Genomic DNA, 22,561 nt, shown 5'->3' on the forward strand with positions numbered 1-22,561 from the left:
GCCCCCGCGGAGGTGGAGAACCGGGTCGTAGGCTGGCGCCGTGCCCCGACCCGAAAACCCCGGTGACGCCCTCGTACAGGTGGTCGGAGCCGGTCGGGGACGTCGGCGGACCACAGGCGCGCGATCCGATGGCGCAGGTGTCTCGGGACGGGTTCTAGATAACGTTATTCTCGCGGTCCGGACTCGCGCGGTCGCCGCCCGCCCCGGACCCGTACCTCCGGAAGGGACGGATCCATGGAAGACGTGCGGATCGAGTTCGACGTAACCGCCGAGATGCGCGACGGCACCGTGCTGCGCGCCGACGTCTTCCGGCCGGCGCAGGGCGGTCCGTGGCCGGTGCTGCTGGTCCGGACGCCCTACAACAAGCAGGATCCGGGCATCTTCGCCGGCCTCAACCCGCTCGCCGCGGTCCGTCGCGGCTACCTGGTGGTCATCCAGGACACCCGCGGCCGGTACCGGTCCGAGGGGGAGTGGGAGCCGCTGCGACACGAGCAGGCCGACGGGTACGACTCCGTACGCTGGGCCGCGACCCTGCCCGGCGCCAACGGCCTCGTCGGCATGTACGGCCCCAGCTACCTGGGCAACGTGCAGTGGATGGCGGCGGCCGGCAAGCCACCGGAGCTAACCGCCATCGCACCCGCCTTCACCTGGTCGGAGCCGTTCGACGGGCTGTTCGGCCGGGGCGGGGCGATCGAACTCGGGCTCGGCGGCAACTGGTCGCTGCAACAGGGGGCGAACCAGCTCGGCCGCAGGTTCCAGGACGCACCCGGGGAACGTGACCGACGGCTGGTCGCGCTGGTGGCCGAACTCGACTCGCTGGCCGACGGCGGCTACTGGGAACTGCCCGCCGACGCGTTCCCGGCCTTCGCCCGGCACGAGGTCCCCGACCTCGGCTACCAGCGGGCGCTGTCCGACCCGGAGGCGGTGGCCTCCTGCCGGGTGTCCGACAAGTACGACCAGATCGACCTGCCCACGCTCAACATCGGCGGCTGGTACGACGTCTTCCTCCAGGGCACCCTGGACAACTACGCCGCGATGGCCGCCGCCGGTCGACCCGCCCGGTTGCTCGTCGGACCATGGTCGCACCGCAGCCAGGGCGGTCACCAGCAGGGCGAGGTCAACTTCGGCCTGGCCGCCAGCGAGCGCAGCCTCGACCTGCGGACCACCCTGACCGACTTGCAGCTCGACTGGCTGGACCGGTGGTTGCGGCCGGATCGCCCGGCCGCGACCGCTCAGCCGGAACAGCCGGTGCGGCTGTTCATCACGGGCGTCAACCGGTGGCGCGACGAGCCGCAGTGGCCGCTGGCCCGAGCGGTGGACACGCCGCTGTACCTCGCCCCGGGCGGAACCCTCCAGGCCGAACCACCCGCACCGGACGCCGCACCCGACACCTTCCGCTACGACCCCGCCGACCCGGTGCGTACCCACGGTGGTCAGATCCTGATGGCCGGTGAGTATCCGCCCGGCCCGTTCGACCAGGACCGGATCGAGCGGCGGGCGGATGTGCTGGTCTACACCGGCGCTCCGCTCGCCGACGACATGGAGGTGACCGGGCGGGTCCGGATGGCACTGTTCGCCGGGTCGAGCGCGCCGGGCACCGACTGGGTGGCCCGGCTCTGCGACGTCGACCCGGACGGTGTCTCCCGCAACCTCACCGACGGCATAGTCCGGGTCCGGGCCACGCCGGGAGAGGCGGTGGAGCACGAGGTCGACCTGTGGTCGATCGGGCACGTCTTCCGGCGCGGTCACCGGCTACGGGTTCAGGTCACGTCGAGCAACTTCCCCCGCTGGGACCGCAACCTGAACAATGGCGGTACCGGAACCACGATGGTGGTCGCGGAACAGGCCGTCTACCACGACGCCGTGCGACCGTCCCGGATCATCCTGCCGGTGGTACCGCCGGTGGACCCGAGCTGAGTGGCGTACCCGTGCCCGAGCCGGGTGCAGCCGACTCGGGCACGGTGACCTGCGGGGTGGACCGGGTGACTACGCGGGCATGGAGGTGACGATGATGCCGACGCACATCTCGTCGCTGGTGCCCTCGCCCCAGACCACGTAACGCGGCGGCAGCGGCTGCAACTGGGGTATCTGGCGCCGGAGGTTCGCGTCGTGCGTACAGGTCACCCGGTACCGGTCGCCCGCCTTCACCGCCACCGGGGCGAGCAGTGGCTGGATCGCCTGCGAGTCGAAGTCGTACGCGGGGATGTCGAGCAACGTACGCGCCTGCGGGGTGTCCGGGTTCAGTTCCACCTTGATCGATCGGCCGAGCAGGTGCATGTGCCCGGCGAGTGCGTACAGGGTGGCGGGCTGGTGGATCTCCTGGTCGCAGCGTTGGGTGGCCCCGGCGACCGGAGCCCGGCCGCCGTTGCAGTATTTGTTGAGTTCCTCGACCGTCGCCTTGGCCGTGTCGCCGAACCGGGCGGTGACGTCGGCTACGGCGGCCTCGCGTTCGCAGAGCGGCCCGGACTCGCCGTCGGCGCACGGCAGTTCGACCGGTGCCGAGACGACCATGGTGGTCAGCGGCACGAAGTTGGCCCCGCCGTCGGTGAGTCGTAGCCGGATCGCGGACCGGTCGGAGCCGACCGCACCGGCCTGCGCGCCGAGCAGGTTGTAGTGGACCTGCATGACGAGTTGGCTGCCGGGTGTCATCGGGTAGCCGAGGTCGGGTGCGAGCAGGGTCTCGTTCGCGCCGGGAGCCCAGTGGGCCACCCAGGCCAGGTCGTCGCCGATGCCGCTGTTGCCGAAGCAGGTCCAGCCCTCGCCGGGCGTACTGGCGTCCAGCTCGCGGGCCTGCTTGGCGCTCTCCGCGCCCACCCGGAAGAAGATCGCGTGGTGGACGAGTTCGGTGTTCTGGGGCAGGAACTGGCTGCCGGTCAGGAAGGCCTGATGGGTCAGTCCCGGGTCGACCAGGAAGCAGCGGTACTCGTCGGTGCCGCCGTTCGGTGCCGCGGGTGTGTACGGCTGAGGCATGGACAGGTTGACGAAACGCTCACCGTCGCGCAGCGGCGCCGGTGCCGGTGGGTCGAAGCGGCTGTCGTGCCCGCCGTGGCCCGCACCGCTGGGTGACGGGCTGCCGGCGCCGGCTTCGCCGGGCCCGGGGCTCAGCGAACAGGACGTGATCAGCAGGAGTACGGCACTGAGTAAGGCGGCTGTGCCGAGGGAGCGCTGGACAGGTCGGACGATTTCCATGGCTGCCTCCGGTCGGGCTGGGGAATCCGTCCGGTGAACCCAAACGGATCAGGCACCACCCGCTGTGAGCGGGCAATATCGCTCTGTGACCGGGCGCCAGCGTACCGGGCGGACATTAAGGGAATCTCCGACGACACTTTCGATGTCGTACATCAGACAAAACAGAGGATAAAAGCGAGTTTTTCCCGCGTATTGATCCGTGTTATAGGTCCGAGGGGAAGTACCGGGCCGTCAGTTCGTTGTGGAACTTCCCGCTGGGGTCGTACCGATCGCGCAGCCGGCGGAAGTCGTCGAAGCGTTCGTAGCGGTTCCGCAGCGCCTCGGGGCCGGTGCCGAAGAGCTTGCCCCAGTGCGGTCGGGCCGCGTACGGCGCCAGCGCCTGCTCGATCGCGGCCAACACCGGGGTCACCGCCGGGGTGTCCTTGACCCAGGTGAAGTGGATCGCCACGCTCTCCCGCCGGTAGCTCGGGCTCAGCCACAGGTCGTCGGCGGCGATCGTACGGATCTCCGAGATCTGCAACACCGGTGCGATCAGGTGCCGGATCGTGGCCAGGGCGTCCAGTGCGGACCGGGCCTCGGACCGGGGCACCAGGTACTCCGACTGCAACTCCTCCCCGCTACTCGGGGTGAACTCCAATCGGAAATGCGGCAGCCGCGCGTGCCACGGACCGGGTACGCCCAGTTGCTCGGTGCAGTTCACCGCGGACATGCCCGGCACCGGGTGCAGGGGTTCCTCGGCCAGGGTCGCCCCGTGCCAGACCTCCGGTACGGTCGCCGCGTCGGGCCCGTCGACCCGGAGCTTGCGCCAGACCTGGTTGATCCCGTCGCCGGTCCAGTCGGTGAACAGGCTGACGCTGTATCCGCCGCCGAGGATCTCGTCGATGTGCTCCCGTAGCTGCTCCCCGGGCAGGTCCCGGTAGACGTACTGGCGCAGGTCGTAGGTCGGCTCGACGGCCAGGGTCAGCGCGGTGACGATGCCGAGCGCGCCCAACCCCACCACCATGCCGGGAAAGTCCGCGCCGTCGGCGCTGCGGCTCACCGTGACCAGTTCACCGTCGGCCGTGACCAGTTCCATCGCGGAGACCGCGGTGGCCAGGCCGCCGTTGCGCTCGCCGGAGCCGTGGGTCCCGGTGGCGCACGCCCCGGCGACCGAGATGTGCGGCAGCGAACCGAGGTTGTGCAGGGCCCAACCCTCGGCGTACAGGCGTTCGGCCAGCTCGCCGTAGCGCATGCCGGCGCTGACCGTGACGGTGCGCCGCTCCGGATCGATCTCCACCCGCTCCGGTAAACCGGCGACCGAGACGAGGTCACCCGGGGTGTCCGCGATCCGGTTGAACGAGTGGGCGGTGCCGAGCGCGCGTACCCGTTCGCTGCCGGCGACGATCCGCCGCAGCTCGGCGATCGAGGACGGGCGGTGGAAACGCCGGGCGCCGAAGGTGATGTTGCCGGCCCAGTTGGTCCGGGGACCGCTGGCGGGGGCGGGCGTCGGTCCGGTTGTCGGTGCGGGCGTCATCGGCGGGTCCTGTCTGCGCGCGGTGGACCGGCCCCGCCGAGGTGGAGCCGGCGTGTGCCGCCAGGGGCGCGGCGGCACACCGTACCAAGATTGCCGCGCGGGTAGATGCGCGCCAAGGTGGTCGGTGACACGATCACCGGGCGGACCGGACGGCCGGGGCGAGACCGGCACGTCCGGGGGCGCCGGCCACACCCGCCGACGCCGCCGACCACGTACGACCTGATCGCCATCCCTCGAAAGAAGGCAATGATGACCACACCCTCGACCCCCGGCGCCGGCGACCTGCCAGCCGGACCCGCCGGCAAGCCGGTGCTGCCCGCGGCCGGCGGTGCCGTACCCGAGCTGGCGGCGCCCACGGTGACCGTGGCGACGTACCCCGACTACGCCTCGGCCCAGCGTGCCGTCGACTACCTGTCCGACAGCGGCTTCCCGGTCCAGCACACCGCGATCGTCGGCACCGGCCTGCGGCTGGTGGAGAACGTCATCGGCCGGCTGACCACCGGTCGTGCGGCGTCGGCCGGTGCGGCCAGCGGCGCCTGGTTCGGCCTGTTCATCGGGCTGCTGTTCGGCATCTTCAGCAGCTCGGGCTGGCTCGGCGTGCTGATCGCCTCCGTGCTCATCGGTGCGGTCTGGGGCGCGATCTTCGGCGCGAGCGCGCACGCCATGACCCGTGGCCGGCGTGACTTCACCTCGCGCAGTTCGCTGCAGGCCGAGCAGTACGGCATCGCGGTCGACGCGGAGCACGCCGAGGAGGCACGGCAGCTCATCGTCCGGCTGAACTGGCGTTCCAGTGAGTCCGGCTCGGCCAGCTAGCCCGCACCACCCGTACGCCCGACACCACCAGGGGCCGCGTGACCGTTCCGGTCGCGCGGCCCCTTCGTGTCCGACGGGGTACGCCTGCCGGGCCGCTCCCCGGCTCGGAATCCCGCGCCGCTAATTGTCGTGTTGCGTGGTTTTGTGCGTGTCAGGTGGTTCATAGTGATTTGGGAAATATCGGGAGCGCCCTGACCGCCACCTGCGAGCATTTCGAGAGGCAACCCACATGCACGTCCTGATGACGGCGGCGGGCAGACGTACCGAGCACTGGACCGAACTGTTCGCCGCGCTCTGCGACCGGCCCGAGGTCACGCTCACCGTGCTCGCGGCCGACGTCTCGGCGTCGACCCACCGCCGCCTGGACCGGTTGGCCCGGCAACGGCCGAACCTGCGTTACCACCTGGTGCCGCACCTGTTGGGCGAGGACCGGACCGGGCACCTGGCGTCGGTGCTGTTCCGACCGGGAACCGGCCGGCTGCTCGTCGGCCGACAGCCGGACGTCGTACACGTCATCGGGGAGGCCGCGTACGTCACCACCTGGCAGGCCATCCGGATGCGACAGCGACACTGGCCCACCGCACCGCTCACCCTGTACGCGGCACAGAACGTCGTACTGCGGTTCCCGGTGCCGTTCCCGCGCCTCGAACGGCAGGCGTACGACACGATCGACCACGCCTTCCCGATCACCCCGGCGGCGCTCGGGGTGCTGCGCGCCAAGGGGTACCGGGGGCCGGCGACGATCGTCCCCCTCGGGGTCGACACCGCCCTGTTCCGGCCCCGGCCAGTGACCCGACCGCAGGCGCGCCGCTTCACCGTGGGATTCGTCGGCCGGCTGGAGCCGGACAAGGGCGTGCACGACCTGCTCCGGGCGGTGGAACTGCTCGACTGCGACCTGCTGGCGGTGGGCGGCGGCAGCCTGTATCCGGAGATCGAGCGGCTCGCCGCCCGCCGACCAGGCCGGATCAGCCTCGCCGGCTGGACCGACCACGCCGACCTGCCCGAGCTGCTGTCCCGGATGGACGTGCTGGTCCTGCCCTCGATCGAGGTGATCCGACGCAGCCTGCTGCGGTGGGCCGGCGTTCCGCTGCGGGAGCAGTTCGGCCGGGTGCTGGTGGAGGCGATGGCGTGCGGCGTCCCGGTCGTCGGCAGCGAGGTGGGCGAGATCCCGTACGTGATCGGCTCCGCCGGCCTGACCTATCCCGCCGGCGACGTGGTGGCCCTGGCCGACCGGCTGGCGGCGTTGCGTGACAATCCCGACCTCGCCCGGCAGTTGGCCGTCCGGGGCGTACGCCGGGCCACCGGTGAGTTCAGTTGGGCGGGCACCGCGGACAGCATGTACCGCGTCTGGCAGGAGTTGACCGGCGCCGGCCGGCAGTTGGCCGCGGCCCGAGGACCCGACCGGCCCGCCGGGGAGTGACCGCCCCGACCGACGGCCGGTACGCAAACCGCCGCACGACTACCAGTACAGAACAAGACACCAGTTAAGGAACGATGATGACCGATTTCATGTCTCCGGCGCAGGTCGCCGAGCCGACCACCGACGATCCCCGTCAGCTCTACCTCGACCTGCTCAAGAAGACCCTGACCCGGTACGCGTTCGGGGAGACCTGGACCCCGTTCCAGCCCCGCCGCCGGTCGTTGCGGGGCGCGGTGTACCGCCGGGGCCAGCGGTTGCTGCACCGGCGTGGCATGGAGTTGGTGCTCCGCTTCCCGTTCGACGCCCAGGCCCGCGAGGTCGGCCGGGACTGCCCGCCGGACGCGGAGACCATGATCGGCCTGCACCGGCTGGACAACCTGGAACACTGCGTACGGGACGTGCTCGAACGCGGCGTACCCGGTGACCTGATCGAGACCGGGGTGTGGCGTGGCGGCGCCTGCATCTTCATGCGCGCCATGCTCAAGGCGTACGGTGACCACGACCGTACGGTCTGGGTGGCGGACTCGTTCCGTGGCCTGCCCAAGCCCGACCCGCGCCGGGTCGAGGACGTCGAGGACGCACTGTGGAGCGTGCCCGTCCTGGCGGTGTCGATGGACCAGGTCAAGGGCAACTTCAGCCGGTACGGCCTGCTCGACGACCAGGTCGGCTTCCTGCCCGGATGGTTCAAGGACACCCTGCCGACGGCACCCGTCGACCGGATCGCGGTGATGCGCCTCGACGGCGACCTCTACGAGTCCACCGAGGTGGCGTTGCGCTCGCTCTACCCGAAGCTCTCCGTCGGCGGCTACGTCATCGTCGACGACTACCACGCCGTACGCGGCTGCCGTCAGGCCGTCGACGACTTCCGCGCCGAGTTCGGCATCACCGACGAACTCCGCCAGGTCGACTGGACCTGCCGCTACTGGCAACGTACCCGCTGACCATGCACCTGGCCCCGTCCACCACTTCCGCGGAGGTGGACGGGGTCCAGGAGCGGTTACGGCTGGGCGGTGAGCTGGGCGGCGAGATCTTCGAGGGTGTTCAGGCCCCGGCCGCTGCCGGAGAGGTCCAGTTCGACGTCGTACTCGGCCTCGATGGCGTCGATGAGCCGGAGCAGGCCCAGCGAGTCCACCCCCAGTGCGACCAGGGAGGCACCGCTGACCAGTACGTCCTCCGTACCGACCGCACCGTCCGTGACCTCGTGGACCAACTCGGCCAGCCGCCGGTGCAACCCGTCGTCCCCGCTCATCGTCGCGCTCCCGAACGTCGTACGAACTCGGCGATCTCCCCGATCGTCGGGGTATCGAAGAACACGTCCAGCGGCACCTCGACGCCCAGCCGCTGGTGGATCCGGCCGCTGATCCGGGTGATCGTGAGCGAGTGGCCGCCCAGGTCGAACAGGTCCTCGTCCGGACCGATGTCGCCGATCTGGAGCACGTCCTGCCAGATGACCTGGATCTGCGCCACGACCTCGTCGGTGTCGCTCTCGCCGTCGGCGTCGATCGGCGCGGCCTGCGCGGCGGTGGCGCGTTCGCGCGCCGGCTCGGGCAGGGCGGCCCGATCCAGTTTGCCGTTCGGGGTGAGTGGCAGCCGGTCCAGGAACACCCACGCGTTGGGCAGCATGGCAGCGGGCAGCGTCCCCGCCAGGTGCGTACGCAGCGCGGCGGGTTCGGGTGGGGCGCCCCTGGGCACCACGTACCCGACCAGCCGCGCCTCGGTCCCGTCGGCGCCGTCGCCGCGCAGCAGTACGGCCGCCGCGACGACGCCCGGGTGCGCCGACAATCCCGCCTCGATCTCGCCCAGTTCGACCCGATGGCCCCGGATCTTCACCTGCTGGTCGGCCCGACCGACGAAGTCGAGCCGACCGTCCGGCAGCCGGGTGACCAGGTCACCGGTGCGGTAGAGCCTGCCCTCGCCGGCCCCGAACGGGTCGGGGAGGAAACGTTCGTCGGTGAGGTCGGGCTGGCGCAGGTAGCCGCCGGCCACGCCCCGACCACCGAGGTACAGCTCACCCGGCACGCCCACCGGCAGCGGACGCAGGTGGGCGTCGAGCACGTACCCGCGGACGTTGGGCAGCGGTCGGCCGATCGTCACCCGGTCCGGGTGCTCGGGCAATTCGGCGGCGGTGGCGTAGATCGTCGCCTCGGTCGGCCCGTACCCGTTGACCAGGCGGGCGACCCGACGTCGCAGCTCGCGGGCGAGCGGCACCGGCAGCGCCTCGCCACCGGCGAGCGCGACCGCCGGGAAACCCGGTTCCCGGCCGAGGCCCGCCTCCAGCAGGATCCGCCAGCCGGACGGCGTCGCCTGCACGTGGGTGATCTCCTGGTCGCGGATCAGGCGGCAGACGGCCGCGCCGTCGGCGGCGTGGGTGTTCGACGCGACCACCACCCGGGCGCCGGTCACCAGCGGCAGGAACACCTCGACGGCGGAGATGTCGAACGACAGCGAGGTCAGCCCGAGCCAGCGGTCGCCCGGTTGGCCGCCCAGCAGGTCGCGCAGACCGAGCAGCAGGTTCGCCAGGGCGTCGTGCCGTACCGCGACGCCCTTGGGCCGGCCGGTCGAGCCGGAGGTGTACAGCACGTAGGCGAGGTCGCCCGGACCGGGCAGGGCGCCGGTCTCGGGTACCGCCGGGTCGGCGGGGTCGAGGTCGTCGACCGTGAGCACCGGCAGGCGCGGGTCGAGGGCGGCGGCGGCCGACGCGGTGGCGACGACCAGCGCCGGCTCCGCGTCGGCGAGGATCATCGCCTGCCGAGGCGGTGGATAGCCCGGGTCCACCGGCACGTACCCGGCGCCGCAGCGCAGCACCGCGAGCAGCGCGGCGACCGCCTGCCAGGACCGGTCCAGGCAGACCGCGACCAGCGCGCCAGCGCCGATTCCCCGCTGGCGCAACACCGCGGCGAGCCGGCCGCTGGTCGCGTCGAGTTCGGCGTACGTCAGCCGCCGGTCGCCGTCGACCACCGCGACCAGGTCCGGTCGCTGCCGGACCTGGGCGGCGAACAGCGCGGGCAGGACCGCGTCGGCCGGGTAGTGGCGTTCGGTGTCGTTCCAGCCGTGCACCAGGTCGGACAGTTCGGCGGGGGGCAGCAGCGGCAGCGTCAGCATCGGCCGGTCCGGGTCGTCGACCACCGCCGCCAGTACGGTCCGCAGGTGCGCCCCGATCCGGTTGACCGACTCCCGGTCGATCGCGGTGGGGCTGTGCTGGAGGCTGACGGTGACCGCGTCCGGGCCGTCGACGATCTGCACGTGCAGCGCGTTGCGGGCCGTGCCGTTGAACATCGTCCACTCGACCGTGGTCTCCGGTCCGGCGAAATCCGGGGCGGGGCCGCGCCGCCGGTAACCGACCGACACCGGGGTCAGCGCCGGTGCCGGTCGCAGCCCGCCGACCGCCTGCGCGAGCGGTACGTGCCGGAACCGGTACAGGTCGCGGACACCGGTCCGCACCGCCCGGGTGTAGGCCCGGAAGGTGGCGGCCGGCGCGGGCGGGTGCACCGGCAGTTCGTTGACGAAGAGGCCGACCTGCCCGGCGGTCGCGGCGGTACGGGTGGACAGCGCGACGCCGACCGGCAGGTTCGGGTTGCCGTAGCGATCCAGCAGGGTGTGCACCGCGGCGAGCAGCAGTTCGAAGCGGGTCACGCCGATGTCCGTGGCAACCGCGTCGATGCGCTCGACGAGGTCCGGGTCGAGTGCGAAGTCGACACTGGCGCCCGGCTCGGCCGCGGTCGGCACCCGGTGCAGTCCGGGCAGCAGGACGTCACCGGGCGGCGACCACCGGGCGGCCCAGTGTGCGCGGGCTCCGGTGAGATCGGCGGCGACCCGGTGCTGCTCGGCGGTCGCGTGCCCCGCGTACGGCTCCGGTGCCGGACCGAGGTCCACCGGCCGGCCGGCGACGGCCGCGCGGTACGCCGACGCCAGCTCGTCCAGCAGCACGTCCTTGGACATGCCGTCGAAGACCAGGTGGTGGGCGGTGACCAGGAGGAGGTGCCGGTCCGCTGCACCGGTCAGCAGGGTGAACCGGGCCAGCGGCCCCCGGCGCAGGTCGAACGGTCGGGCGAGTTCGGTGCGGATCCGCTCGTCGGAGAGTTCGCCGGTGGTCAGCGCGAGCTTCTCCGCGGCCGGGACCAGCAGGGGAGCGCCCTCGGGGTCGGGTTCGACCGCCGTGCTCAGCACCTCGTGCCGGTTGATGACGGCGGTGCACGCCTCGGTCAGCGCGTGGCGGTCGAGCCCGGCCCCGAATCGGACGCCGAGCGCCAGGTGGTACGCCGTGCCGGCCACCCCGGCCTGTTCGGTGAACCAGACGGCGTGTTGGGCGTACGTCGTCGCAGCGGTGTTCACGGGCCCTCCGAGTGGTGGCTGTGCGCGGTGGTGCGGGTCTGTTCGAGTTGGCTGACCAGTTGGCGTTTGAGCACCTTGCCGGCCTCGTTGCGGGGTAGCTGGTCGAGCACCAGCAGCCGGGTCGGTAACTGGTAGTCGGCGAGTCGCGCGGCGAGGAAGGCGCGCAGCGCGGGCAGGGCGACGTCGGCGGCCGGCGTGTGCGGATGCGGTACGACCACGGCGGCCACGGTGCTGCCGAGCACCGGGTGTGGCACTCCGACAACGGCGGTCTCCGCGATCCCGGTGTGCTCGTACAGGGCGGCCTCGATCTCCAGGGTGGAGATCTTGAAGGCGCCGGACTTCACCACGTCCTCGTGCCGGTCGGCGAGGTAGAGGTAGCCCTCGGCGTCCATCCGTCCGACGTCGCCCATCCGTACCCACTCGCCGTGGAAGGTCGCCCGGCTGGCCTGTTCGTCCCGGTAGTAGGCGCGTGGGTGCCGACACCGCAGCCAGACCTGCCCGGTGGCGCCGTCGGGCAGGGGCCGCCCCTGCTCGTCGGCGATCATGAGGGCGCCCGCGCTGGCCCGGCCGACCGCGTCCGGCCGGGCCGGATTGAAGATCATCGTGGTCTGTGCGGGTGCCGCCTCGGTCGAGGTGTAGTAGTTGACGATCACCGCGTTCGGGAACGCGGTGGCGAGCCGGGCGGCGACCGCCGGCGCCAGCGGTGCCGCCGTCGACCCGATCAGCTGCACCCCGGACGTGTCACGCCCGCGCAGCGCACCGGAGTTGAGCAGTTCGATCGCCATCGACGGGACGACAAAAACCGTCCCGGTGCCGGCGGACTCGACCAACCGGGCGAACCGGGCCGGGGTGAACTGCGGCAGCGTCAGCGCGGTCGGCTTGGCGGTGAGCGCGTTGAACAGCATCGTCTGGGCGGCGTTGGTGCCGATCGCGAACGCGTGCAGGAACCGCTCGGAGTGACCCAGCGCCAGCCGGCGGGGGTGGGTGGGTGCGGCCACGGTCAGGTTCGCGTGGGTCGCGCCGACGCCCTTCGGCCGGCCGGTGGTACCGGAGGTGTAGAGGATCTGGGCCAGGTCGTCGGGGCGTACGCCGGGGCCGGGGTGCGGTTGCGGTGCCGGCGTACCGGCCGCGACGAGTTCGGCCACGGTCACGCCCGGCACCGGCTCGGCCGTCCTCGGATCGGCACCGGGGCCGTGGACCAGGGTGGTGGCCGCACAGTGTTCCAGCGCCTGCCGTACCTGGGTGGCGGCGAGCCGGTCGGAGAGCGGTACGGCGACCCCGCCGGCCCGCTGTACCCCGCAGTACGCGACCGCGAAGTCCACCCAGTCCGGTGCGCCGAAGAGCAGGCCGACCCGGTCGCCGGCACCCAGTCCGCGCTGGCGCAGTGCGGTGGCCACCGCGGTCGCGCCCGCCTCCCACTCGGCGAAGGTGAGCCTGGCGACCCCGTGCACCTCGATCGCCACCCGGTCCGGGTGCACACCCGCCCGCCAGCTCAACACCTCGGGTACGGTCCGGCCGGCGGGAGCGCGGTCGTTTGTCACGCGATGTGCCTCAATTCGACGAAGACGCCAGAGGGCCTCCCCGTGTCGTGGCCGCATCGTCGGTCTGGTGGTCGGTCTGCGGTTCGCCGTACCGTCGCTCAGTGTTAGGTCGGCGTTCCGATTCGCAGTGTGCCCGTTGTGGCCGGTGGCGGGGATCGGCCGAACGGGGCAGCGGATTGGAACCGAAACACTGATGCCCTCCACATAGGACGATTTCCGGCAGGAATGCGCTTTCCTCGTCCTGGTGGCCGGGAGCAGGGGATCGACACCCGGCGGCGCCATCGGCGGCTGGCGATAACATCTGGCACCGGACGATCTACCGGTGGAGCCGACTCGGCGACGATCGACGGGCCACACCGCCCCGACCGTCCGGCCGGTACGGAAATGTCCTTGGAGGAACGCATGAGGCGGGTGGCGGAACCGGTCGACTCCGAATCGGAGCACCTGGTCCACGCCGAGTTCGCGGGTGGTCGCGCCGGTACCGCGCCGCTGACCTGGGGACAGCGCTCGATGTGGTGGACCATGGACGACTTCCGCTCACGCAACAGCTTCCTCAACCTCTGCCGGGTGGTCACCGTGCCTCGGCGCTCGGCGCTGGACGTACCGGCCGTGGCCGCGGTGATCGGCACCCTGGTCGCCCGGCACGAGTCGCTGCGGACCCGGGTACGCCTGGTCGACGGCGAGCTGTGCCAGCAGGCGTACGACTCCGGGCGGCTACCGCTGCTCGTGCTCGATGCCGACGCCGGGCGTACCGATGGCCCCGACGACGACGGTGCCGGCCTCGCCGCGCGGGTGTGCGCGCGCCTGGGCGACGTGCCGTTCGACCACACCGAGGAGTGGCCGCTGCGGGTGGCCCTGGTGGTGGTGAATGGCCGGGTACGCCGGATCGTGCTGGTACTCAGTCACTCCACGGTGGACTTCCACGCCACCGAGACCGTGCTGCGTGACCTGCGCCTGCTGCTGGTACGCGGCACGATCGACACCCCGCCGGGCCTCCAGTCGATCGACATGGCCCGTCGGGAGGCCGGGGCGCAACGACGCCGCTCCGACCGGGCGATCTCCTACTGGACCGGGCAGTTCACGAGACTGCCGGCGGGTGGCTTCGCGCGGATCGGACCGGCGCACACCCCCCGGTACCGGGGCCTGACGATGGTCTCCGAGACCGTCGACCTGGCCAGCCGGATGATCGCCGCACGGCACCGGGTCAGCACCTCCACCGTGCTGCTCGCCGCGACCGCCGCGCTGACCGTCGGCGGGGACGAGGCTCTCCGCTGCGGGTTGGTCAGCATGGCGAACAACCGCTTCCAGCCCGGACACGGCGACGCGATAGCCAAGCTCAACCAGCTCGCACTCATCGCCGTCGACCTCACCGACCGGCCGACCTTCGCCGGGCTGCTGCCCCGGGTCGCGCAGGCCGCGATGGACGGCTACCGGCACGCGTACTACGACCCACCCGCGATGCGGCACGCCTTCGCCGAACTGGGGCTCGACTACCTCACCATGCTCGGTCCGTACTGCCTGGTCAACGACATCCGGTTGCCCGGCGATCCCCATGCCGCCGGGCCGGACCTCGACGAGCGGGCGCTGCGGGCGACCCGGGCCCGTACCACGCTCACCTGGTCGGAGCCGGCGAACAAGTTCGTCTGGCGCTGCCGCCTGCAGGTCGTCGACGCGCCCCGCGCGGTCGGCCTCGTCCTCACCATCGACACCTGTTACCTGCCGCCCGAGCGGGCCACGGCGCTGCTGCACGACGTCGAGGAGTTGCTGGTACGGGCGGCGGTCGGGGACGTACCGTGGCCCTGGCGGCCCTCCGGCCGCCCCGCCGTGGACTGAGCCGGTCCCGTCACCCCGTTCACCGGTCCCGCCGCTGCGTTCACAATCCCGGCCACCGGTCCGCCATGACCTGCGGATAGGTTGAGCTGATGCATGATCGTCCCGGCTCGGATCCCGGCCGGTCCGGCGGTCCGACGGTGGCGCCGCCCGAGCCGCCGTCGCCGTCGCCCCGGCCACCGGTGACGATCCGCTCCCTCGGACCGACCGTCTACCTGCCGACCGTGATCTACAGCCTCGGACAGGGCGCGGTCGCCCCGGTGGTCGTACTCTCCGGCACCGCCCTCGGCGCCTCGGCCAGCGCCGCCAGCGTCCTGGTCGGCCTGATCGGCGTCGGCCAGATCGTCGGCGCCGTACCGGCGGGGGCGTTGATCGCCCGGATCGGCGAGCGGCCGGCGATGGTCTGGTCCACCGCACTGGTGATACCGGCACTGCTCGCCTGCGTCTTCGCCACCTCGGTCTGGACGCTCGGCGTCGCGGTCGCCGGGATCGGGCTGGTCGGCGCGGTCTGGGGAGTGGCCCGGCAGGCGTACGTCACCGAGGTGGTGCCGTACGAGTTGCGCGCCCGGGCCCTGTCCACGCTCGGCGGGGCGGGCCGGATCGGCGCCTTCGTCGGTCCGTTCGTCGGTGCGGCGGCGATGACGGTGGTCGGCACCGACGGCGCGTACTGGGTGCACGTGGTCGCCGCCACCGTGGCGGTGACGGTGCTGCTCGTCCTGCCCGCCCTGCCCGTCGACCGGGCACCCGGTACGTCACCGGCGAAGGTCCGTACGCTCGCCGTCGTCCGCGACAACCTCGCGGTGCTGCGGACCCTGGGCCTCGGGGTCCTGCTGGTCGGAGCCATGCGCGCGTCGCGTCAGACGGTGATCCCGCTGTGGGGAGCGCACCTCGACCTGGACCCGGCCACGCTCAGTCTCGTCTTCGGTGCCTCCGGCGCGGTCGACATGCTGCTGTTCTATCCGGCCGGCAGGGCGATGGACCGGTGGGGGAGGCGGGTCGTCGCGATCCCGTCGATGTTCCTGCTCGGGCTGGCACACGCGCTGCTGCCGTTGGCCACGACCGTTGTCGGCCTGGCGGCGGTGGCGATGCTGATGGGACTGGGCAACGGCCTGAGCAGCGGACTGATCATGACCCTCGGCGCGGACGTGTCACCGGCGGCGGGCCGGGCGCAGTTCCTCGGCGCGTGGCGGCTCTGCGCGGACCTCGGCAACGGCGGCGGCCCGCTGCTGATCGCCGCGGTGCTGACGATCGGGCCGCTGACCGCCGCGGTGCTGACCATGGCCGGGGTGGGCGCGGCGGCGGTCGCCGTGCTGCACCGCTGGACCCCGAGAGCGGCGGCACTCGACTAGGTTGCCCCAATAGTCGTCGGCAGAACAGGCTCGCGTCGAACCGACCGACACGGGCATGCTGAGCGGACGACCGACGGGGGAGGCGTGGCGTGAAGCGGAACCATGGGGTGCTCCGGGCCCGATCAGCGGTGGCCGTACTCCTGACCACTGCCCTGGTCGGGGCCGGTTGCGCAGACCCGGACGAGCCGGGTCCGGACCGGCAGACGCGCGTCGACCAGGCGTTCCAACGGTACGCGGACGGCGTGCGCGAGAAGGAGGGCGTCTCGGCGGCGCCGACCCGGCACCTGCTCGCCGGCACCGACAAGCTCATCGGCGGCACCGAGGTCACCCTCTGGGTTACCGACCCGGCGGCCAGCCCCGAGGTCGACGCCCGCTGCTACTACCTCGACCTGGAGGAGCGGGGCGGCTGGGTCAGCGGCTTCGGCGGCTGCGGCGGCGCCGACGACCAGGTCACGCTCAACCGGAACAACGAGATCGTCTTCGGCACGGTCGGCCGGTGGCCCGCCAGCACCGTCCGGATCAGTCGGGGCACTGCGTCGACCGACATCGCCGTGACCGGCGGCTGGTTCCTGGTGCCGAACTGGCTGACCAGCGTCGGCGACAACAGCTACTCGATCGAGCTGGTCGGAGCGGACGGCCAGACGATCTGCACCGTACGCAACCTGACCCCACCGGCGAGCGTCACACCGGTGACCTGAACCATCCTGCCCAGGTCACCGGCCCGGCACCGGGGCGGCCTGTGCGAGGATGCGGCCGTGCGAGCGGTGGTGTTCGAGGAGTTCGGTGGCCGGCCCGAGGTCCGTACGGTGGCGGATCCGTCCCCGCCGGTCGACGGCGTGGTGGTGCGGGTCGAGGCGACGGGACTGTGTCGCAGCGACTGGCACGGCTGGCAGGGCCACGATCCGGACATCCGCCTGCCGCACGTGCCGGGTCACGAGTTCGCCGGTGTGGTCGCCGAGGTCGGCGCCGCGGTGTCGGGTGTACGGGTGGGTGACCGGGTAACCGCCCCGTTCGTCTACGGCTGCGGCCGGTGCGCCGAATGTATCGCCGGACAGCAGCAGGTGTGCGCGTTCCAGACCCAGCCCGGTTTCACCCAGTGGGGCTCGTACGCCGACTACGTGGTGGTGGACCACGCGGCGGTGAACCTGGTCCCGCTGCCGGACGAGGTGGACCACCGGGTCGCGGCGGCGCTCGGCTGCCGGTTCGCCACCGCTTTCCGGGCGGTGGTCAGCCAGGGCCGGGTGGCGGCAGGGGAGTGGGTGGCGGTTTTCGGCTGCGGTGGTGTGGGGCTGTCCGCTGTCATGATCGCCGCCGCCAGCGGTGCCCGGGTGGTGGCCGTGGACCTGGCGGAACCGGCGCTGGCACTGGCGCGGGAATGTGGTGCGACGGCCACCGTGAACGTCGCCGGGCTGGCCGGACCGGCGCAGGTCGCCGAGGCCGTACGTGACCTCACCGGTGGCGGCGCGCACCTGTCGGTGGACGCGCTCGGCAGCCACGACACCTGCGTGGCGGGAATCCGGAGCCTGCGCCGCCGGGGCCGGCACATCCAGGTCGGCCTGCTGCCGGCCGTGCTCGGCGCACCGCCGCTGCCGATGGACCTGGTGATCGGCGCCGAACTGGAGGTACGCGGCAGCCACGGCATGGCCGCGCACGCGTACCCGGCGCTGCTCGGCCTGATCACCGGCGGTGTGCTCGATCCGGCCCGCCTGGTCACCGGTGCGATCGGCCTGGATCGGGCGCCCGAGGCACTGACCACGATGGACCGTCCCGGCACCGCCGGCATCCGGCTGATCGAACCCGGAGCGGGCCGACCGTAACATCCAAATTCGCACGGGGAGCCTGGGATCAGGGATCGGAGAGGGTGGTGCGGATGTCCGCCGGATGGACGATCGACGCGCGGCCGTGGGACGACCCGGCCGGTGCGGCCCTGCGGGAGCGGCAGCGGGTGGAACTCGACGCCCGCTACGGCACCGACGACCATGAACCGGGCCTCGCGCCGTCCGGCGACGACATCGCCCACTTCGTCGTCGCCGTCGACCTGACAGACGGCCGCGCGATCGGCTGCGGCGCGCTGCGCCAACTGGACCACGGATCGGCGGAGATCAAACGGATGTACGTCGACCCGTCGGCGCGCGGCACCGGCGTGGCGACCGCTCTGCTGCGTGCTCTGGAGGCGGCCGCCCTGCAGCGGGGATGGCTGACGCTGCGGCTGGAGACGGGCACCGCCCAGCCGGACGCCCGACGGTTCTACGAGCGTGAGGGATACCAACGGATCGACCCGTTCGGCAGCTACGTGGGTTCGGACCTGTCGGTCTGCTACGAGCGCCGACTCGTCGCCACGGGTCGGTCCGCCGGCCGGTGACCCGGCCGTCCTCCACAATGGAGTGATTGGAAAGCCCGCACGGGTAAGCAAAATCGTTTACCGCGTGGCAATCTGTCCGACGCGAGCCCAAAACAGCGGGGCCGTGTCCTTCTTCTAGATCCACAACGTCTCGAGATCCACTCCGCGCCCGGCCTCCCCCACATGGCCGGGCGCGGCCTCATCGAAGGGTCGTACTGGTGCATCAACCCCTTGCGGTACCCCGGCCGCGACGTCTGTCCCGGCTTGCCCTGCTCACCGCGGCCCTCGCCGCCGTCGCCGCGCTCGTCGCCACCTCGGTCGGTACGCCCACCGAGGCGACCAACCGCGACCGGCCGTTCCCGATCGACCTGGAGCGCGCCAGCATCCCGCAGCTGCGCGACGCGCTGAACGCCCGCCGGGTCACCTCCGAGGAACTGGTCGAGGCGTACCTGGAGCGGATCCGGGCACTCAACACCAACGGCCCCGGCCTGAACGCGGTCCGGGTGCTCACCCGAGACTCGGTCGAGCAGGCCCGCCAGGCCGACTCCGACCGGCGCAAGGGCCGCGCCCGGGGACCGATGCACGGCATTCCGGTGCTGGTGAAGGACAACATCGACGTCAAGGGGCTGCCCACCACCGCCGGGGCGTTGGCACTGGCCGACTCGTACCCGTCGAAGGACGCCTTCCTGGTCACCCGGTTGCGTGCGGCCGGGGCGATCATCCTGGGCAAGACCAACCTGACCGAGTTCGCGAACTTCACCACCAACGGCATGCCGTCCGGTTACAGCGGACTCGGCGGCCAGGTGCTCAACCCGTACGACGTGAGCCAGACACCGAGCGGCTCCAGTTCCGGCTCGGGCTCGGCCGCCGCGGCGGCGCTCGCCGCCGTCACGATCGGCACCGAGACCTCCGGTTCCATCCTCAGCCCGTCGGCGGCGAACTCGCTGGTCGGGGTGAAGCCGACGGTCGGCCTGGTGAGCCGGACCGGGGTCGTCCCGATCGCGGCCAGCCAGGACACCGCCGGACCGATGACCCGTTCGGTGTACGACGCCGCGGCACTGCTCACCGCGCTGACCGGCATCGACCCGGAGGACCCGATCACCGCCACCAGCAGCGGCGTGGTCGGCACCGACTACACCCGCGCGCTGTCCACCACCGCGTTGCAGGGCAGGCGGATCGGTGTGGCCAGCAGCCCGACCGGCAACCAGGGCGTGCTGTTCAACGAGGCGCTGGACGTGATCCGGGCTCAGGGCGCCGAGGTCGTACCGGTCACGGTCGCCACCGGTGGCCTGCCGCCGGGCATCCTGGACTACGAGTTCAAGCGGGACCTGAACGCGTACCTGGCCCGGCTGCCGCGCAGCGCGCCGATGAACACCCTGGACGACGTGGTCCGGTACAACCTGGCGCACGCCGCCGAGGGGACGATCAAGTTCGGTCAGACCCAGCTCGTCACGTCGAACAACATCGACCTGACCGACCCGGTGGCCAAGGCGGCGTACGAGACCAACCGCGACACCGGCATCGCCGGAGCGCGGGACCGGATCGACTCGGTGCTGCGGGCGCAGACCCTCGACGCGATCGTCTTCGTCGGCAGCGGTTCGGCCGGCATCGGCGCCCGCGCCCAGTACCCGTCGGTCGCCGTGCCGATCGGGTACGACCCGGCGAACGGCCGCCCGGTCGGCCTGTCCTTCCTGGGCACCGCCTACACCGAGGCGTCCCTGCTCGCCCTCGCCTACGACTACGAGCAGGCGTCGAAGAAGTGGCTCCCGCCGTCCCAGGTGAACCCGTCGCTGTTCCGGTGCAGTTCGCTGGAGCGACGCGCCTCGAACTGCGCCCCGTGACCTGACCCACCGGTTTGCCCCATCCGGCCCCGTCGACACCCACCGGTGTCGGCGGGGCCGCCCCACCCCCGCCACACCCACAAGATCCGCACACTTTGACTGAATGAGGGCTCAACCCACGACGGACAACCACCCTTTCAGAAAATGCAGGTGGCGCAAGAGCAGCCGCAGCGGGGACAGCGGCGGGGACTGCGTCGAGGTCGCGGACAACGTCGCCGGGGTGGTCGGCGTACGGGACAGCAAGGACCGGCGCGGACCGATCCTGACCTTCGATCCGACTGCCTGGCGCGCGTTCGTCGCCACCATCAGGGACTGAACCGCGCTGCACGAGCCTGGTTGCTCGCCAGTGTCGAGGGTCCGGGCTCGTCCCGGTCGCCACCATTCTGAGTGAGAATGGCGGCGTGACAGCTCAAGCGGTGCCGCGGTCCGGAGTCATGACCCGTGGGCTGACCCTCCTGTTCGCCGTTGCCGCCGGTGCTGCAGTCGGCAACCTGTACTGGGCGCAGCCGCTGCTCGACCTCGTCGGCCGAGGTCTGCACACCTCACCGGCGACGGCGGGGTTGCTCGTCACCGTGACCCAGATCGGTTACGCGGCCGGGATTCTGCTCATCGTGCCGCTCGGTGACGTACTCGACCGGCGGCGGCTCATTCCGGTGATGATGCTCTGTGCCGCCGCCGCGCTCGCCTCATGCGCGGTGGCACCGTCGATCGGGGTCCTCTTCGTCGCGATCACCGCGCTCGGGCTGACCACCGTCGCCGGGCAGATTCTCACCCCGCTGGCCGGGGACCTTGCCGACGACTCCCAGCGTGGGCACGTGGTCGGAACCGTCGCGTCGGGCATCCTGATCGGGATCCTGGTGTCCCGTACGATCAGCGGCCTGGTCGCCGACGTCGCCGGCTGGCGTGCCATCTACGCCGTCGCGGCGATTGTCACCGTCGGGTTCGCGGCAATGCTGTACCGGGCCATCCCGCCACTCGCGCCCAAGACGCGCCTGGCCTACCCCGCGCTGATCGCCTCCGTCGCGGCACTGGTAGCGCGGCACCGGACCGTCCGGTGGACCCTGGCCCTCGGGGCGACCGGCTTCGCTACGTTCTCGATGTTCTGGACCGCCCTCACGTTCCTGCTCAGCGCACCGCCGTTCGACTACCCGGTGTCGGTCATCGGGCTGTTCGGGCTCGCCGGCCTCGCCGGTGCCCTCGCCGCCGGGCGCACCGGCCGCCTCCATGACCGTGGCTGGTCGCTGCCGGCCACCGGCGTGGCCTGGGCGGTGGTTCTGTTCAGCTTCGTCGTCGGGGTCTTCGCGGGCCGTTCCGTGCTGCTCATCCTCGTCGTGGTCGTCGTCCTCGACGTCGCCCTGCAGTCGCTGGGCATCCTCAACCAGCTACGGGTGTTCGCCGTCTCCCACGAGGCCCGCAGTCGGCTGAACACGGCCTACGTGACGAGCAACTTCATCGGCGGCGCCATCGGTTCCGCCGCCGCTGCCACGCTCTGGTCCGTCGGCGGGTGGACTGCCGTGACGATCGCCGGCATGGTGTTGAGCTGTTTCGCGCTCACCGTGTGGGCGGCCGGACGCCGCGGCGCACTCGTCGTGGCGGAGCCGGGCTGAGCGCATGCGAGATTCGCACGCTCCCCGGTCTATGCCCGACCTTCGCCGTACGCCCGCAGGAAGGTGCGGACGGCGGCCCGCGCGACCGCCCGTAGTTCCCGGTCGGGAACCGGGCGGGTGCCGAGCCGGGCACGGCTCTCCATCGGGCCGGTGAGCAGAGCGAGGAACTGTTCGGCTGCCTCGACCGGTTCGGTGGCGGCCAGGTGACCGGCGAGCGTGAGTCGGGCCACCCGGTCGGCCAGGGCCTGCGTGATCCGGTTGGCCCCGGTCGCGTGCGCGATGTCGATCAGGTCCGGGAACCTGTTGACCTCGGCGTTCAGTAACCGCCGCAGTGCCCAGGACCGGTCGTCGCAGTGGCGCTGCAGAAGCTGGTATCCGACCTCGTCCAGCGCGGCCCGTACGTCTGCGCCGTGATCGGTCAGTTGGTCGACGACGGCCAGGTTCTCGGCCATGGCGCGGTTGGCTGCCGCCTCCATCGCGTGCCGGAACAGGGTCTCCTTGTCGTGCAGGTGGTTGTAGACGGTGGGCTTGGCGACGCCGGCCTCGGTCGCGATCTCCTGCACGCAGGCCAGGGCGAAACCGTGTCGGGCGAACACGGTGAACGCCGCGTCCAGGATCGCCTGCCGCTTGTCGATGCGCCCCCGTGGGACGTGTTGCCCCGGCGCGGCCGAAGACGTCGCTGTGTTCACTCCGGCACTCTAGCCGTTCACCACGGCGGGCTGAACCAACGGGTTCAGTCTTGTTTCCAGCCGGGTTCTGCACTACCGTCCGGATCGGAAAATTGA

18 protein-coding genes are annotated in these 22,561 nt (G+C 71.8%); 12 read left to right on the forward strand and 6 right to left on the reverse strand.

Features of this window, described 5'->3' with window-relative positions:
- Positions 1–234 precede the first annotated feature (234 nt).
- A complete protein-coding gene (locus tag AB0J90_RS11450; RefSeq protein ID WP_363594696.1) occupies positions 235–1,917 on the forward strand; it encodes a CocE/NonD family hydrolase in 1,683 nt (560 codons plus the stop codon).
- A gap of 69 nt (positions 1,918–1,986) precedes the next feature.
- On the opposite strand, the gene AB0J90_RS11455 is transcribed toward AB0J90_RS11450, so the two are convergent.
- Positions 1,987–3,189 (reverse strand): monooxygenase, encoded by a 1,203-nt coding sequence (locus AB0J90_RS11455; RefSeq protein WP_363594698.1) that lies wholly within the window; start codon positions 3,187–3,189, stop codon positions 1,987–1,989.
- A gap of 202 nt (positions 3,190–3,391) precedes the next feature.
- On the reverse strand, positions 3,392–4,702 hold the full coding sequence (locus AB0J90_RS11460) for a D-arabinono-1,4-lactone oxidase (RefSeq protein WP_363594700.1): 1,311 nt from the start codon (positions 4,700–4,702) through the stop codon (positions 3,392–3,394).
- Positions 4,703–4,951: 249 nt separating this feature from the next.
- Between AB0J90_RS11460 and AB0J90_RS11465 the strand changes: the two genes are divergently transcribed.
- From AB0J90_RS11465 to AB0J90_RS11475, 3 genes are all read left to right on the forward strand, one after another.
- Positions 4,952–5,515 carry a general stress protein gene (locus AB0J90_RS11465; protein WP_363594702.1) on the forward strand — a complete coding sequence of 188 codons (564 nt, stop codon included), beginning with the start codon at positions 4,952–4,954 and terminating at the stop codon, positions 5,513–5,515.
- A gap of 229 nt (positions 5,516–5,744) precedes the next feature.
- Positions 5,745–6,935 carry a glycosyltransferase gene (locus AB0J90_RS11470; RefSeq protein ID WP_363594704.1) on the forward strand — a complete coding sequence of 397 codons (1,191 nt, stop codon included), beginning with the start codon at positions 5,745–5,747 and terminating at the stop codon, positions 6,933–6,935.
- Between the two features lie 77 nt (positions 6,936–7,012).
- Positions 7,013–7,876 carry a TylF/MycF family methyltransferase gene (locus AB0J90_RS11475; protein WP_363594706.1) on the forward strand — a complete coding sequence of 288 codons (864 nt, stop codon included), beginning with the start codon at positions 7,013–7,015 and terminating at the stop codon, positions 7,874–7,876.
- Between the two features lie 56 nt (positions 7,877–7,932).
- Here AB0J90_RS11475 and AB0J90_RS11480 read toward each other — a convergent pair whose 3' ends face one another.
- From AB0J90_RS11480 to AB0J90_RS11490, 3 genes are read right to left on the reverse strand one after another with little or no spacing between them, the layout of a single operon-like run.
- Positions 7,933–8,184 (reverse strand): acyl carrier protein, encoded by a 252-nt coding sequence (locus tag AB0J90_RS11480; protein WP_363594708.1) that lies wholly within the window; start codon positions 8,182–8,184, stop codon positions 7,933–7,935.
- Positions 8,181–11,267, reverse strand: a complete 3,087-nt coding sequence (locus tag AB0J90_RS11485) for an amino acid adenylation domain-containing protein (RefSeq protein WP_363594710.1) — start codon at positions 11,265–11,267, stop codon at positions 8,181–8,183. The genes AB0J90_RS11480 and AB0J90_RS11485 overlap by 4 nt, the downstream gene beginning before the upstream one ends.
- A complete protein-coding gene (locus AB0J90_RS11490; RefSeq protein ID WP_363594712.1) occupies positions 11,264–12,808 on the reverse strand; it encodes a class I adenylate-forming enzyme family protein in 1,545 nt (514 codons plus the stop codon). The genes AB0J90_RS11485 and AB0J90_RS11490 overlap by 4 nt, the downstream gene beginning before the upstream one ends.
- A gap of 402 nt (positions 12,809–13,210) precedes the next feature.
- On the opposite strand from AB0J90_RS11490, the gene AB0J90_RS11495 reads away from it, so the two are divergent.
- From AB0J90_RS11495 to AB0J90_RS11530, 8 genes are all read left to right on the forward strand, one after another.
- On the forward strand, positions 13,211–14,641 hold the full coding sequence (locus AB0J90_RS11495) for a condensation domain-containing protein (RefSeq protein ID WP_363594714.1): 1,431 nt from the start codon (positions 13,211–13,213) through the stop codon (positions 14,639–14,641).
- Between the two features lie 89 nt (positions 14,642–14,730).
- A complete protein-coding gene (locus AB0J90_RS11500) occupies positions 14,731–15,987 on the forward strand; it encodes an MFS transporter (RefSeq protein ID WP_363594716.1) in 1,257 nt (418 codons plus the stop codon).
- Between the two features lie 89 nt (positions 15,988–16,076).
- Entirely contained in the window at positions 16,077–16,685 is a 609-nt protein-coding gene (locus AB0J90_RS11505) for a hypothetical protein (protein ID WP_363594718.1), read from the forward strand.
- Positions 16,686–16,742: 57 nt separating this feature from the next.
- Positions 16,743–17,804, forward strand: a complete 1,062-nt coding sequence (locus tag AB0J90_RS11510; RefSeq protein WP_363594720.1) for a zinc-dependent alcohol dehydrogenase family protein — start codon at positions 16,743–16,745, stop codon at positions 17,802–17,804.
- A 53-nt stretch (positions 17,805–17,857) separates the two neighbouring features.
- The gene (locus AB0J90_RS11515; RefSeq protein WP_363594722.1) at positions 17,858–18,349 is read left to right on the forward strand and encodes a GNAT family N-acetyltransferase; all 492 of its coding nucleotides are present in this window, start codon (positions 17,858–17,860) and stop codon (positions 18,347–18,349) included.
- Between the two features lie 197 nt (positions 18,350–18,546).
- Positions 18,547–20,169 carry an amidase family protein gene (locus AB0J90_RS11520; protein ID WP_363594724.1) on the forward strand — a complete coding sequence of 541 codons (1,623 nt, stop codon included), beginning with the start codon at positions 18,547–18,549 and terminating at the stop codon, positions 20,167–20,169.
- A 103-nt stretch (positions 20,170–20,272) separates the two neighbouring features.
- Positions 20,273–20,485: a DUF397 domain-containing protein gene (locus AB0J90_RS11525; RefSeq protein ID WP_363594726.1), complete on the forward strand. Its 213-nt coding sequence runs from the start codon at positions 20,273–20,275 to the stop codon at positions 20,483–20,485.
- A gap of 85 nt (positions 20,486–20,570) precedes the next feature.
- Entirely contained in the window at positions 20,571–21,776 is a 1,206-nt protein-coding gene (locus tag AB0J90_RS11530; RefSeq protein ID WP_363594728.1) for an MFS transporter, read from the forward strand.
- A gap of 29 nt (positions 21,777–21,805) precedes the next feature.
- Here AB0J90_RS11530 and AB0J90_RS11535 read toward each other — a convergent pair whose 3' ends face one another.
- Complete coding sequence (locus AB0J90_RS11535; RefSeq protein WP_363594730.1) at positions 21,806–22,465, reverse strand: TetR/AcrR family transcriptional regulator; 660 nt, start codon at positions 22,463–22,465, stop codon at positions 21,806–21,808.
- Positions 22,466–22,561: the final 96 nt, after the last annotated feature.

It is taken from the genome of Micromonospora sp. NPDC049523 (genome assembly GCF_040676775.1).
GTDB lineage: Bacteria > Actinomycetota > Actinomycetes > Mycobacteriales > Micromonosporaceae > Micromonospora_G.